This is a genomic window from Ascidiimonas meishanensis (genome assembly GCF_037782385.1).
Classification (GTDB): domain Bacteria; phylum Bacteroidota; class Bacteroidia; order Flavobacteriales; family Flavobacteriaceae; genus Ascidiimonas; species Ascidiimonas meishanensis.
The window spans coordinates 354,879-368,803 of sequence record NZ_JBBEXD010000001.1 but is presented as its reverse complement, the minus strand read 5'-3'; the positions used below and the strand labels follow the sequence as shown (position 1 = coordinate 368,803).

Genomic DNA, 13,925 nt, shown 5'->3' with positions numbered 1-13,925 from the left:
TGTAAACTATCATAAGCTTATTTTCAATTTAATCTTTTAATAGAGGTGTGAATAGGAATTTGATTACTTATAATTTTATGTTGGTTAAAAATAGTTACTAATGTTTTGTTCTAGAACCCTTCACTTATTTAATTGTTTCCTCTACTTCTTCTGGGAGTACTGTTCAAGCACGGGCATGAGATCTTTCAGGTCTTGGTCAGTAAGCCCTATTCCTGAAAAATTTAATGCTATAGGAGTAGGTGTTGAAGGAGGATTTTGTGTTATCCAGGTATCTATTCGTTCTAGTGCTTCATTAAAAGCATCTGCAGTTGTTGTAGGCATAGATATAAAATTATAATAAGTGTTTATAGCTCATGGTAAAACGTATTTTCAGCTTAAGATTTCCAAAGTGAGAATGCTTAACACTAAATTTTACACTATTTTTCCTTTTTGGGTGTCACTTCCAAGATACGTTTGAAATCAATAAATGACGTTCGGTTGATTCACGAAGACTAATCACGGTTAACATTTAACTCTTTTAAAAAATTAATATATGAATAAGATTTGTTACCATTGATATTGCTTGTAATAAGTGGGAAATGGTATTCTGTAAATCATTTCTCATTACCTAAAGCATTGAAGATTTCAAGTCTCGCCTAAGTTTTTTAGCGAGTCAAATTTTTTCAATACTGTATCTTTTCTTAAGAAGGTATACACTTTAATTTATAGATATAGATTTTTCCGATGCTAAATTCTCATTTTTAGGTTGAACTCATATCATAGTAAGTCTTGACCTACAAGGCATTCTATCCATATTGATGAAGCTAGAACTTTTCAAAAACACCCAAACCAAAAAGGGCAAAATCATATATTACAGGATCTTTGGGATTTAATTTACGTAAATTTGTATCCAGTTCTGTAACTGCCCTTGCATCATTTTGTTTACGAGTTAATAGCCCTAATTTTCTAGCTACATTGCCCGAATGAATATCTAAGGGACAAGAAAGTATACCAGGGCTAATACTTTTCCATATGCCAAAATCCACTCCTTTAGTGTCATTTCTAATCATCCATCTTAAAAACATGTTGATTCGCTTCGCTGCACTGCCTTTTAATGGGTCTGAAATGTGTTTTTGAGTTCTTACAGGATGCGCAAGCTCAAAAAACAATTTTTTGAATTCATGAATAGCCGTTTGTAAATTAGATTGATCTGAATAATTTGCAAAAAGGGTCTCCATTCCATCTAAATTTTTATAAATGTGTTGAAGGGCAACCACAAAGTAGGCTAAATCTTTGGCATTAAATGTTCTATGCACAAAAGAATCAAACAAAGATACTTTACTAGGCGTATAATTCATGATGAAATCATAGGGAGATTGCCCCATTATCTGCATCATTTTGTTAGCATTGGTAATAATACTTTTTCTATTTCCCCAAGAAATGGTAGCTGTTAAAAAAGCAGCAATTTCAATGTCTTCTTTTTGTTCAAATTGATGAGGTATTTGAATCGGATCGGTTTCAATAAACGCTAATGAGTTATATTTTTCAGCTTTTTCATCCAGAAAATTTTTGAGTTCTTTTTTGCTTAACTTTTCCATAATAAAAGACAGAGAAGAACTTAAATAATTGCTTTTCGGGTTATAATTTTACCATCTTCCATCACCAATTTACGATCTGCCATTTCTGCCAACTTTTTATTGTGGGTAACAATTACAAAGGTCTGATTAAAAGTATTTCTCAACTCAAAAAAAAGTTGATGGAGGTTTTCTGCAGACTCAGAGTCTAAATTCCCACTGGGTTCATCTGCAAAAATAACAGAGGGCCTATTTATTAAAGCTCTAGCAACAGCCACACGTTGTTGTTCTCCGCCTGAGAGATTTCCTGGTTTGTGATTTTGGCGGTGAGCTATTCCAAGAAAATCTAGCAGTTCTTTTGCTCTTTTTTCAGCATTAGCTTTTGATGTTCCTTTAATATACGCTGGAATACAGACATTTTCAAGAGCGGTAAATTCTGGAAGTAATTGATGAAATTGAAAAATAAAACCAATATGTTCATTTCTAAACTTGGCAAGTGCTTTATCGCTAAGGGAAGCAATTTCTTGTGAATTAATGATCAGTTTACTAGAGGGCAGAGCGTTCATTCTCTCTAGAGTACCAAGAATTTGTAACAAAGTAGTTTTACCAGCACCAGAGGCTCCTACGATACTCACAATTTCTCCTTTTTCTATATGTAGATCAACACCTTTGAGAACTTCAAGATTACCAAAAGACTTATGAATATTAGTAGCTGAGATCATGCTTAGTAATTATGAAAAGTGAAAGTAACCATTCGCAACAGATGTTCCAAAAAAAATTATCCTTTAAAAGAATTTTTCAGATTGTTTACATCCAGAAAATAGACTACTCGTAAAGAAATAGTGTGATTTGCAGGCTGATTAAAAAGATTTTTTAAGCTTTCATTATAATTTAAAGAAGAAAGATTGTCTTCATTAAAAATGGAATTTCTATATAGTAAAATTACTTCACTACCAGGAGAAAATCGCCAATTAAAGCTCAAATCCAGATTCCAGATATTAAAGTTGGTATTTGGATTGTTCTCATCAATATTATAATCAAAAGGAGAACGAGATCCATCTTGGTTAAGGATGAAAAAATTACCTTTAGAGTAATCTGCTGTGCTCCAAAAGTTTCTAAACCGTAAATTGATTGCTTTATATGAATTAAAATTATAGCTGGCTCTTAACGAATTTTCAATACTAGTAATGTCTCTTTCCCCAAGAAAAACATCTATATCGTTGTCATCTATATATCCAAAATTATTCACTCTTTTAATTAGTTCAGAGTTCCAAACAAGTAAAAAATTATCAGAAAAACGATACCTAGGTGAGACAAAAATAGAATACGCTTTCTGAACATCTCCAAACCATTTGCGATAACCTATTCCAACATCATAAGCAAATTTTTTACGATAATCTGAAGATACGAATGCACCACCGCCCAAATTAGGATCAAAAGTTACATAACGTCCATCAATCCTAGGTTCAAAATAATCATCTTCTTGGCTATTATAACTCATATCAAGACCAAAAGCAAACCTACTTGGTGTCACAAAAAAGGTATCTAATGAAATGGAATTTCTTGTAATTACTGAAGGATCAAATAGTCTTCTATGATTCACCCTTAATGCAATTCGATACCTGTTAAAGGTCTTAGTGGGTTTAAAAATCTCATAGGATATTCTTCCTGCAAAATTATTGAAATTGTTTCTAAAAAGAATCCCTAAGTCATTGCTGTCATAATTGGTATCTGCCATAAAATGCCCAAAAAACCATCTAAAGTTTCCTTTAGTTTTTCTCACTTCAAAATTACTCCTTATACCAGAAATAGTTTCTCCGTCATTAACAAAACTAGCTCTAATCCCGCCTTCAAAATTATAAGAATTATTTTTATTGGATATATTGTACAACAGTGCAGTCACATTCGCATCTCTAAAGGAGCCTGAGCGTGAAACGTTTGTATTTATAAGTGTTATAGAAGAGTTTTGATTAAACTGTTGATCAAAAACAAAAATATTGTAGTTGGCAAGTGATTCTGTTTGAAATTCTCTTACTTCACCGGTAATGGTATCTTTTATTTTTGCTTGAACCCCTTCTGTGATTGCATTTAAAATACCTATACCTAAATTTCCTTTGGTTCTACCAGAAACTTTTACCGCATTTAGTAAACCTGTTTTCTGCGGATTTTCTAAAACCTCTTCATTTTCTAGCAGTGAATCTTCTACAAGCTCACTTTTAGACCCTTCATTTCCTATTCTTCTGCTAAAAAATAAACCACCTTTATTAAACAGTTCTATCCCTTCATTAAAAAATTGCCTATTCTCTGAAAAAACTTGCTCAAAAGGCCCTAGGTTTAATTCAACGTTATCAAAAGCAGCTTGTCCGAAGTCTGGTATTAAAGTGGCATCTAAGGTAAAATTATCTGTGATTCCATATTTTATATCCATCCCTACGCTTAAATCGGTAGTATTAGTTTCTTCAGCAAAAGTTGTACTTGCCTGAGCAAAAGGAAATAATATGAGTCTTAACGGGGGATTAATATTTTCAAGCCCTTTGATAATACCATTGTATTGTGTACTAAAACCTGTACCTCTGTCTACTTTGTTCCAACTAAAACTCTCATTTAAATTATTAATCCTACGATAAAAGTTGATACTCCAATTTTGAACAGCTACTTCAGGAAAGCGTAATGCATTATAAGGAATCTTAAATTCTGCATACCATCCATTCGCATCATGGGTTACATTACATTGAAAAACACTATTAAAATTAAAGTCTTCATCATCGTTTACTTTTCTGGAGTCGCCAATGGTACCTGCACTGGTTACGTAAAAGACAGTTTCATTTATTCCATCATTTAGTGTATTAATATTTACCGAAAAAAAATCAGCTTGAACAAATATATTATCACGCTGACTAAATTGTTTGAGAATTCTTTTTGGCTCGTTATCAAACATATAGGCAGCTATATAAATAGCTTTGTCATCATAGGCCATTTTTACCTTTGTTTGATGAGAAGACCTTTCCAAAGCGGTATTATCTGGTTCTAACATATAAAAATCAGATGCGGCAGGTAAGTTTTTCCATATTTCTTCGTCTAATTTACCATCAATTTTAGGCGAATTATCAATTCTGGTTATAATAAGCTCCTTTGTTTGTGATTGAGAAAACAAAGGCGTTAAAACTGAAGAAATAGTAATAAAAAAGAAGATTTTTCGTAACATTGAAAAATATAAACGGTTTTTTTAATGAATTATGAAAATATGAAAGCAAAACTAAAACGATGATTTTTGGCATGGTCACAATTAAAAGTTAAAATATTCCACCTTGTTTATGTTTTTTTTAAATTCGTTAAACAAAAATAATTGCGTAATTAAGTACTTTCATGACAAATAATTCAAATCAAGTACCAGCTACTTTTGCTGGCGGTTGCTTTTGGTGCACAGAGGCTGTTTTCAATAGGATTAAAGGCGTTCATAAGGTTATTTCAGGATACACAGGAGGTTCTATTAAAAATCCTGCTTACAGAGAAATTTGTACAGGAAGGACTGGTCATGCTGAGGCAGTTCAGATTTTTTATAATGAAAATGAAATTTCGTTTGAAGAATTACTGGATATATTTTTTGGAACTCACGATCCCACCACACTTAATAAACAGGGCAATGATAGCGGTACACAATATCGTTCGGCTATATTCTATGCTAATGATTTCCAAAAACAAAGTGCATTAAATTATATAGAAGAACTTGAAAAAAAACATTTATTTGAGAATCCTATTGTAACGGAGGTTACAGAATTAGGTGTCTTTTACAATGCAGAAGATTATCATCAGGAATATTATGATCTAAATAAAAGCCAGCCCTATTGTCAGGTTATTATAGATCCAAAACTTTCAAAGCTTAAAAACAAATATCAAAATAAATTAAAGACTGTTTAATGACACCACCATACAAATATTTAGAAGAGTATAATTTAGATGTTACTGATGAAGTAAAAGATAGTTATCATAGCATTTTAACCGATTTAGGTGAAAATCCAGAACGGGAAGGGCTATTAAAAACTCCAGAACGTGCGGCAAAAGCAATGCAGTTCCTCACACAAGGTTATCACATGGATGGTGCTGATATTTTAAAGGGAGCCATGTTTAAAGAAGATTATAATGACATGGTTATTATTAAAAATATTGAATTATATTCTCTATGTGAACATCATATTCTTCCCTTTTTTGGGAAGGCTCATATTGCCTATATTCCTAATGGATATATTGTAGGTTTAAGTAAAATACCTCGGGTGGTTGATGTTTTTGCCAGACGGTTACAGGTACAGGAAAGACTAACGCACGATATTTTGGAATGTATTAATAAAACCCTTAAACCACAAGGGGTAGCTGTAGTGATTGAGGCTTCACACATGTGTATGATGATGCGTGGTGTTCAAAAACAAAATTCTATAACTACAACTTCAGGTTTTAGAGGGGCTTTTGAGAAAATTGAAACTCGAAATGAATTCTTGAAGTTGTTAGGTTCAGACTTGTCTTAATTTTTGGCATTTTTATTGCTATTTTAGTGGCTATAAATAAGTAATATGACAGAAGACAAGTATGGAAAGCTTTTTTTAGGTCTTTTTTTTGATGCTTTAGGGTACGTTTCTTTTATTCTTCCTGGAATAGGGGAGTTCACAGATGTTATCTGGGCTCCAGTATCTGGGTGGTTAATGACGCGTTTATATAAAGGTAAAAGTGGTCAAATTGCCGGAGCAATTACATTTATTGAAGAAGCACTTCCTGGATTAGATATAATCCCTTCTTTTACACTCATGTGGATTTATACCTATTTGCTTTCCAAAGATAAAGAGGACCGTTAAATTTTGAAATCAAAATAAAAGTAGAAAACCCTTCAAATTGAAGGGTTTTCTGTATTCGGTAAACATGCAATCAAATCTCACAAAAAAAGCATTTTTACCACATCGGATAAAGAATGAATAAACAAACCATATTCCGAATATTATTATATTATTTATTGGGAGAATACATTAAATAACTGCGCAATATCTGTTTCTCCATCCGCATTTGTAATATCACCATTAGCTACACCTGAAGCCGATTTATTAGGTTCGTGTCTGAGTGTTATTTGAATGGTACCAGGACCTGTTCCTCCAGTAGTAAGGGTAAAATTGAGTCCTACAGGATTGCCATTAGAGTCTTCATCGTTATAGGCAGTGCTAGCCACAGAACCACTTGTCTGATAAAAAAACTGATGCTCTTCGTCTTCTTCTTCAACCTCTTCTGTAATATCTTCTACAGGGCTAACGGTTTCATTTAACAAAGTAATAGATCCAGTATAGGTGGTATTAGTTGTTAAAGGCCCAGATATTGTAATTACTGGTTCATCTGGACCGTCTCCATCCAAGTCTCTACTTTGCAAAGTTACAGTATTTTGTCCAGTTGCTGTTAATACAACGGTCATTGTAGTAATAATTTCTTCTTCGTTCACTGGAGCAGGATCATCACTAGAGCAACTAGTAAATATAAGTGTCAACAATCCAATTAGAAATACATTTTTTTTCATTTTTTTTAAATTTAAATTAATAGTTAAAAGTTAATCGTATTAAAAAGTTTCTTCCCAAATCATCTGCGAAATATCTTAATCTATTTAGATAATCTCGATAACTAGTATTTAGAAAATTATTTACTGTAAGACCAATTTCCAGTATTTTATTCTTGGAAAGCTCAAAATCAATATTGGCATTGGCATTCAAAACGTGAGCAGCTTGTGGTGCATCATTAATACGTAAAAGAACTTCTTCATTTGCCTGTGGTGAGAAAACGGTAATATTTGGAGGGGTTTCATTTTGCTCAAATAAATAATTGCTTTCCAGCCCTACGTTTAGGTTATGCCATTTTTTCAAATAATAACTAATCTTATTAGTAAGTTTTGGAGCAGGTATATTGATTAATGGGATATCTAAAGAAGTATCTAAGCCCTTCACTAAAGAAAACTGATGATTCGTTCTCCATCTGGAGGTCCAGTTTACATATGCACTAGCATCAATACCTATGAGGCGAGCATTTGTTTGGCGATATTCCCATAAAGGAAAAGCACCACGGATGGTAAATTCAACATCTGTTGGTTCTAATATGATAAAATCATTCATTAGATTTAAAAAAGGAGCAATTTCCCAACCCCATTTTGACGAGCTATTTTTTATGGAAGCTGTTATTTTGTTTGAAGTCTCTTGTTTTATTCTAAGATCGCCTAATTCAATTCTAGCGGCAGAATGATGCAAACCATCACTAAAAAGCTCTGATGGATTAGGTGCACGTTGCGCTAAAACATAGTTGAATCTAAACTCCGTATTCTCGTCTATATCGTATTTCAAACCGGTAGTAAAAGAAATATTATGATAATCAAAAACAGGATTTACCAATAATTGAGATTCTAAGTTTTGAGTAACAATATCTCCAAAATCTTCCTCGTAACCTCGTTCTTCCCACCTTGAGTTTAAATAGAATTTTTTTGCATCAATTCTATTGAAGTCATACCTAAAACCGGCATCTACAATAAGTTTAGATGAAAACGCATAAGAATTTGAGAAAAAAATGCCTGCATCAAATTTTTGATAGTCAGGAATTAGACGTCTAACACCGGTAGCTGGATTTGCAAAATTATCTTGATATCGCACAAGAATTCCTGTATGAAATTGAGCAGTATCTTTAGAATCAAACTTAAAATCAGATTGTATGGTGTGTGTCGTAAGCTGAAGATCAATAGCGGGTTTATCTCTATCATCTCCAACCCTTACATCATATTCAAATCGGTTATTAAATTGAAAATCGTATTGAATGTTAAGTTTACCTAATCCTTCATAGCGCTTAAAAAAACGAGCTCTCGCTAAATGATGGGTAACTTCTTGTCTGGGTCTAGATATATCGTAAGTAAAAGGATCAATTACCAGTGGTAGCGGACTATTAATTGCATTTATTAAATCGTCAACATTACCTATATGCGAAGCTCTTAAAACGGCAATATTGGTTTGAAAATAAGAATAATAAAAGTCAAAACCATGAGTAAACTTATTGATTCCTGCATTAAAGGATCCTGCTTTTTCCAAAACCCCTGTATTGGAGAGCACATAGTCTGGTGCTTCAAAATCACCAAATCGCTTGATACTCCCTTGGGCTTTTAAATACCAACCCTTATCAAAGCCTTTAATAAGTTTTGAGGTAAGAGATCCACCTCTTCCATTAGTAGCTCCGGTAAATGTAGTACTTCCGTAGAGTGTGTCTTTTATAATAATTTTTGAGGGTTCTGTAATAATAACTCCTCCAACCGCATCTCCTCCATATTGAAGTGCTGAAGCTCCTTTTATTACGGTGACGCTTCCAGAAGCATTCACATCAATATTAGGCGCATGTTCGTCTCCCCATTCCATGTCTTGCATTCTAACCCCGTTATTTATTATAAGAACTCTACTTCCATTTAACCCTTGAATGACTGGTTTGACAATAGCGGCTCCCGTATTGAAAGAAGAAACTCCAGTAATTTCTTTTAAAGCGTCTCCTAAGCTTCCGCTAGCGTATTTCTGCAACAATTTGGTATTTATAGTGTTTTCTTGTGCAGAGTTGGTTTTTTTTCTTTTTGCATCACCTGTAACTTTTACTTCTTCAAGTTCTTCTAAATGATGTTCCAGATAAAACCTTTTTAACGTATTTTCTTCAATGGTTACGGGTATTATGAGTGTTTGACAATCTGAGTGTGTGATTTCTAATTCATATATTCTATTGCAGAGATTTTTTATTGTAAAGCTTCCTTTACTATTCGTTTCATATTGTTTTTTTGCACCAATAATTTGAATGATAGCGCCTTTTAAAGGAGTTCCTTCATGAAAGTCAAAAACTTCACCTTTTAGTATGTAATCACAATCTTGGGTATAGACTTTACATACACTTACCAATAAAAAAATGGTAATAATAACATACTTCATGATAATTTTTTTAATAAAGAAAACTGCAATGCTATGTGCCTCAGAGCAGAGTTGGAACGAGTCGGATAATCTAATTAATTATACGAGTGCAGGAGGTGCTTTATTTGCAAAATTGAAAGTAGCTTTTTTAGAAGTAAATGTAGATACATAAAACGTTCTTTGGGCAACATATCCTAGATAAGTTACTTGCATAACTTGTGCGACCTGCGTTTTAACTACAGGAACTTTATTGACCTGAATATGATACTCACAGTCAATACAATTTTCAACAACGATATCTTCATCTTCAAATAAATGAACAAGAGAATGAATAGAAACAATTTTTAAGCTAAGAAATATTCCTAATAAAGTTATTGATGCAATATGTTGAAAACGAATTTTCATTAATGCAAACGTATCAATTTATTCGGAGCACTCCTGTTAATTTAATCTTAAATTCATTTAGAAGAGAAAAGAAATGAAAGCCCCATTCTGGACAACATCTTTTCTTCAAAATTTCTAAAAAATTTATACTGACCAAAAATAGAACCTACAATAATAAGAAGTATTTGATAAATTGGAAATATAATTAAGATGCGAATGAACCAATAGAGAACACCCCAAAACCATTCTGAAGAAAAAACAGAGCGTTCAAAACCAAAATAATGAAGTAGTGGACCAGATACTCTGGCTGAGGCAGAACCGGTAATTGCAAAAACTAAAAATATTGAGATCATTTCCCATCTATATTTGACAATCCATTTATTCTCTAACTTTTTAAAAAGCCAAAGCGTAACTTTAAGCAATGCGTAAAACAGCGGTATACTTACTACCAAATAGATAATAGTAGTGATAAATAATGATGCATCTGCAACAAATGAATTGAAAATTTTATAAACAATTAAGATTGAAGAAAAAACTAATGATACAATCCCCAAAAATGGAAATATAAGCTGCCAATTAGACTTGATATCCCATCTTTCTTTAAATTTTTTCATGCCCCATTTTTAGTGGCGCAAATATAATTAATTAAATCCTTGGTACAAATCCGGTGAGCCTTTGATTGTACTTACGTTGAAAATAAACAAAGTAGTAGTACAATTTGTAGTTAACATCATACCCATAATCAATGTTATAATTATAATCAATAGGTAATATATAAAGATTAGGGTCAAACAACTGAGGTTGTCTTACTCTGTTATTCCATTCTAAAACTAAAAGTCTATTTCTATTTTCTAAAAAATTCTGATTGTAATATCCTTTAGGTCTTGCAACACTGTTAAGCCAAAAATTAAAACCTGGTTCAAAAATAATTATTTCGTACTCCAGACTATCGTTGGTGATTTTTATGGTGTCTTTAGTGGTACTATTAAAGGCTCTCCGTTCTTTTTCACTAATGGTGTCATTTGACTGTGAAGTAGAACATCCCCATAAGAACAATCCTAATAAAAAAAAGAGTAAAAAACTTCTCATAATATTAAAGATATAAAATAAGCTTGCCAAGTCCTATTATTTATCTTTTCTTAACCCAGTTTTAACGAAATTTATAAAAAAAACCGAGAGTTATCTCGGTTTTTTTTAAGGTGTTTTTTTAGCTTTTATTTACCAAAAAGACCGCCAAGCATTCCGCCAAGGCCTCCTTTTTTCTTATTGCTTCCCAAAACCATACCAGCCACGTCATCAAGAATACTTCCGTCTCCATCAGCATCCAATAATGAAGTGATAAGGCTTTGATTTTGTTGTGGTTGTCCACCTAGCATACTCCCAAGGAGCGTGTTTAAACCACTGCTATCATTAACATTGCTTTGACGTTGTTGTTTTCCCATAAACCCCATAATAATAGGAGCAGCAACTTTTAGGATCTGCGAAATGGAGCCTGCGTCTAGTCCAGATTTTGCACTCAGTGTATTTTCAACATTTGATTGTTTATCTCCTAATAAGTGACTTAAAATACCAGAGCCATCCTGCATAACAGATTCATCCACCCCGCCATTAAAAAGTCCTCCAAGATTATCTAGAATACCTCCATCATGTTTTGAAGAAAGGGCACTAAGCAAACCTGAAGCTCCTTCAGGAGACTGCACATTTTTTTTCATAGCACCCATCAATAAGGGGAGAGCCATGCTTAAAACATCCGCTGTTTTATTTTCGGGAGCACCGGTCTGATTACTCACACCATTGATTATTTGCTTCCCCATGTCACTGTTTAATAGATCTAATAATCCAGACATTTTTATTCTTGTTTTAATTGTTAGTTTTTCAATATACAAAAAAGTCCTTAAGATTTTAGCTTAAGGACTTTTTTAATAAGAATTTTATGTCTTTTGCAGAATTTATTTTAAGATACTAATTATTTGTTCTGCTAATTCTGTGCCTATTCTATCTTGCGCTTCTTGAGTAGCTGCACCTATATGAGGTGTAAGAGATACTTTAGCATTCATTAGCACTTTTATAGCAGGAGTAGGTTCATTTTCGAAGGTATCCAATCCAGCGAAACGTAGCTTACCGCTCTCCAAAGCTGCAACAAGTGCTACTTCATCTATAACACCGCCTCTGGCAGCGTTAATTAATGAAGCACCATTTTTCATGATCTCCAGTTCTGGTTTACCTATTACATATTCTTTTTGAGCAGGCACATGTAATGTCACAAAATCGGCATTTTTCAAAACTTCTTCTTTAGTTTTGGTTTTAATAGCTACATTAATGGTCTGGCCATCAAAGAAATCTAATTTCACATTAGCATTTTCTACGAAAGGATCAAATGCCAATATATTCATACCTACACCAATACCAATTTTAGCTACTTCCTGACCAATTCTACCAAAACCAATGATTCCCAAAGTCTTACCTCTAAGTTCAACACCCCCAGCAAAACTCTTTTTGAGTTGATTGAATTTAGTTTCTCCATCTAGGGGCATATTTCTGTTCGCATCGTGCAAAAATCGCACACCAGAATATAAATGAGCAAATACTAATTCTGCAACAGATGCAGACGATGCTGCTGGCGTATTAATTACTTTTAACCCTTTAGATCTCGCATATTCTACATCAATATTATCCATACCAACACCACCTCTACCAATAATTTTAAGTGAATCACAGGCATCAATAATATCTTTTCTTACCTTAGTGGCAGATCTCACCAATAAGACACTTACTTTATTCTCATTGATATAGTTGATTAATTGTTCTTGAGCCACCTTAGTTGTGATTACTTCAAAACCAGCATTTTCTAGAGCTTTAATACCTGTTGCAGATACACCATCGTTTGCTAAAACTTTCATTTATTATTTTTTAAAAATCTTTGTTATTATGATTAATTGATAAACAAAGATGCATTAGTTTTTATTATTTATGCTTTTCTTTCAAATTCTTTCATGACATCCACCAGAACTTTTACGCTTTCTAATGGTAAGGCATTATACATAGAAGCGCGATAGCCACCAACACTTCTGTGACCATTAATTCCACTAATATCTGCCTGTTTCCATAAGGTGTCAAATTGCTCCTTAGTTTTATCATCGGTTAGATTAAAAGTAGCATTCATTGTGCTTCTATCTTCTTTGGCAGCAAATCCTTTAAATAACGGATTTCTATCAATCTCGTTATAAATTAAGGATGCTTTTTCATTATTTATTTTTTCAATAGCAGTGATACCTCCCAAATCTTTTAACCATTGTAGTGTTAACATTGACACATAAACTGGGAAAACAGCAGGAGTATTAAACATACTGTCTTTTGAGATATGAGTTTTATAACTAAGCATAGAAGGTATTTGCCTAGAAACTTTTCCTAAAATAGACTCTTTCACAATAATAAGTGTGGTTCCGGCAGGCCCCATGTTTTTTTGAGCTCCTGCATAGATAAGATCAAATTTTGAAAAATCTAGCTGTCTTGAGAAAATATCAGAACTCATGTCACAAACTAAGGGAACGTTTAAATTTGGAAAGTCTTTAATTTGAGTTCCAAAAATAGTATTGTTAGAAGTACAGTGAAAATAATCTAAATCCGTTGGAATATCATATCCTTTTGGGATGTAATTGTAATTAGCGTCTTTAGAAGATGCTACAACGGAAACGTCACCTAAAATTTTTGCTTCCTTGATTGCTTTTTCAGCCCAGGTGCCCGTATCCAGATAAGCAGCCTTTTTTTCGAGAAGATTGTATGCAACCATTAAGAATTCCAAACTAGCACCTCCTTGCAGAAAAAGTGCTTGATAACCTTTATTTTTTAAACCAAGCAGTTCCAAAGCAAGTTCTCTAGCTTGGTCCATTACCTCAACAAAATTTTTGTCTCGATGAGATATTTCTATGAGCGAAAGCCCCATTCCATTAAATTCTAAAATAGCTTCTGAAGCTTTTTTCATTACTTCTTCGGGTAGAATGCAGGGGCCTGCGCTAAAATTGTGTTTTTTCATAAAATTGTTATA

15 protein-coding genes are annotated in these 13,925 nt (G+C 33.1%); 3 read left to right on the top strand and 12 right to left on the bottom strand.

Annotated elements, in window-relative coordinates; all coding sequences use genetic code 11:
• Nucleotides 1-141 precede the first annotated feature (141 nt).
• From WBG07_RS01530 to WBG07_RS01515, 4 genes are all read right to left on the bottom strand, one after another.
• Nucleotides 142-321, bottom strand: coding sequence for a hypothetical protein (locus WBG07_RS01530; RefSeq protein ID WP_340198717.1), 180 nt, complete (start codon nt 319-321; stop codon nt 142-144).
• 482 nt (nt 322-803) lie between these two features.
• Nucleotides 804-1,577, bottom strand: a complete 774-nt coding sequence (locus WBG07_RS01525; protein WP_340198716.1) for a TIGR02757 family protein — start codon at nt 1,575-1,577, stop codon at nt 804-806.
• Nucleotides 1,578-1,597: 20 nt separating this feature from the next.
• On the bottom strand, nt 1,598-2,275 hold the full coding sequence (locus WBG07_RS01520; protein WP_340198715.1) for an ABC transporter ATP-binding protein: 678 nt from the start codon (nt 2,273-2,275) through the stop codon (nt 1,598-1,600).
• A 56-nt stretch (nt 2,276-2,331) separates the two neighbouring features.
• Complete coding sequence (locus WBG07_RS01515) at nt 2,332-4,758, bottom strand: DUF5916 domain-containing protein (RefSeq protein WP_340198714.1); 2,427 nt, start codon at nt 4,756-4,758, stop codon at nt 2,332-2,334.
• Nucleotides 4,759-4,919: 161 nt separating this feature from the next.
• Between WBG07_RS01515 and msrA the strand changes: the two genes are divergently transcribed.
• From msrA to WBG07_RS01500, 3 genes are read left to right on the top strand one after another with little or no spacing between them, the layout of a single operon-like run.
• On the top strand, nt 4,920-5,471 hold the full coding sequence (gene msrA / locus WBG07_RS01510) for a peptide-methionine (S)-S-oxide reductase MsrA (RefSeq protein WP_340198713.1): 552 nt from the start codon (nt 4,920-4,922) through the stop codon (nt 5,469-5,471).
• Nucleotides 5,471-6,073, top strand: a complete 603-nt coding sequence (gene folE / locus WBG07_RS01505; protein ID WP_340198712.1) for a GTP cyclohydrolase I FolE — start codon at nt 5,471-5,473, stop codon at nt 6,071-6,073. The genes msrA and folE overlap by 1 nt, the downstream gene beginning before the upstream one ends.
• A gap of 45 nt (nt 6,074-6,118) precedes the next feature.
• The gene (locus WBG07_RS01500; protein WP_340198711.1) at nt 6,119-6,397 is read left to right on the top strand and encodes a hypothetical protein; all 279 of its coding nucleotides are present in this window, start codon (nt 6,119-6,121) and stop codon (nt 6,395-6,397) included.
• 152 nt (nt 6,398-6,549) lie between these two features.
• Here the strand turns inward: WBG07_RS01500 and WBG07_RS01495 are convergent, their stop codons facing one another.
• The 8 genes from WBG07_RS01495 to serC all read right to left on the bottom strand — a co-directional run bounded on the left by WBG07_RS01495 (nt 6,550) and on the right by serC (nt 13,913).
• On the bottom strand, nt 6,550-7,101 hold the full coding sequence (locus WBG07_RS01495; protein WP_340198710.1) for a type 1 periplasmic binding fold superfamily protein: 552 nt from the start codon (nt 7,099-7,101) through the stop codon (nt 6,550-6,552).
• 16 nt (nt 7,102-7,117) lie between these two features.
• A complete protein-coding gene (locus WBG07_RS01490) occupies nt 7,118-9,517 on the bottom strand; it encodes a TonB-dependent receptor (protein ID WP_340198709.1) in 2,400 nt (799 codons plus the stop codon).
• A gap of 78 nt (nt 9,518-9,595) precedes the next feature.
• Nucleotides 9,596-9,901: a hypothetical protein gene (locus WBG07_RS01485; protein WP_340198708.1), complete on the bottom strand. Its 306-nt coding sequence runs from the start codon at nt 9,899-9,901 to the stop codon at nt 9,596-9,598.
• A 53-nt stretch (nt 9,902-9,954) separates the two neighbouring features.
• A complete protein-coding gene (locus WBG07_RS01480; protein WP_340198707.1) occupies nt 9,955-10,494 on the bottom strand; it encodes a DUF6787 family protein in 540 nt (179 codons plus the stop codon).
• A gap of 31 nt (nt 10,495-10,525) precedes the next feature.
• A complete protein-coding gene (locus tag WBG07_RS01475) occupies nt 10,526-10,969 on the bottom strand; it encodes a DUF6146 family protein (protein ID WP_340198706.1) in 444 nt (147 codons plus the stop codon).
• A gap of 125 nt (nt 10,970-11,094) precedes the next feature.
• Nucleotides 11,095-11,727, bottom strand: coding sequence for a DUF937 domain-containing protein (locus WBG07_RS01470; RefSeq protein WP_340198705.1), 633 nt, complete (start codon nt 11,725-11,727; stop codon nt 11,095-11,097).
• A 102-nt stretch (nt 11,728-11,829) separates the two neighbouring features.
• Nucleotides 11,830-12,780 carry a D-2-hydroxyacid dehydrogenase gene (locus WBG07_RS01465; RefSeq protein ID WP_340198704.1) on the bottom strand — a complete coding sequence of 317 codons (951 nt, stop codon included), beginning with the start codon at nt 12,778-12,780 and terminating at the stop codon, nt 11,830-11,832.
• Between the two features lie 68 nt (nt 12,781-12,848).
• Nucleotides 12,849-13,913 carry a 3-phosphoserine/phosphohydroxythreonine transaminase gene (gene serC, locus WBG07_RS01460; RefSeq protein ID WP_340198703.1) on the bottom strand — a complete coding sequence of 355 codons (1,065 nt, stop codon included), beginning with the start codon at nt 13,911-13,913 and terminating at the stop codon, nt 12,849-12,851.
• Nucleotides 13,914-13,925 lie beyond the last annotated feature (12 nt).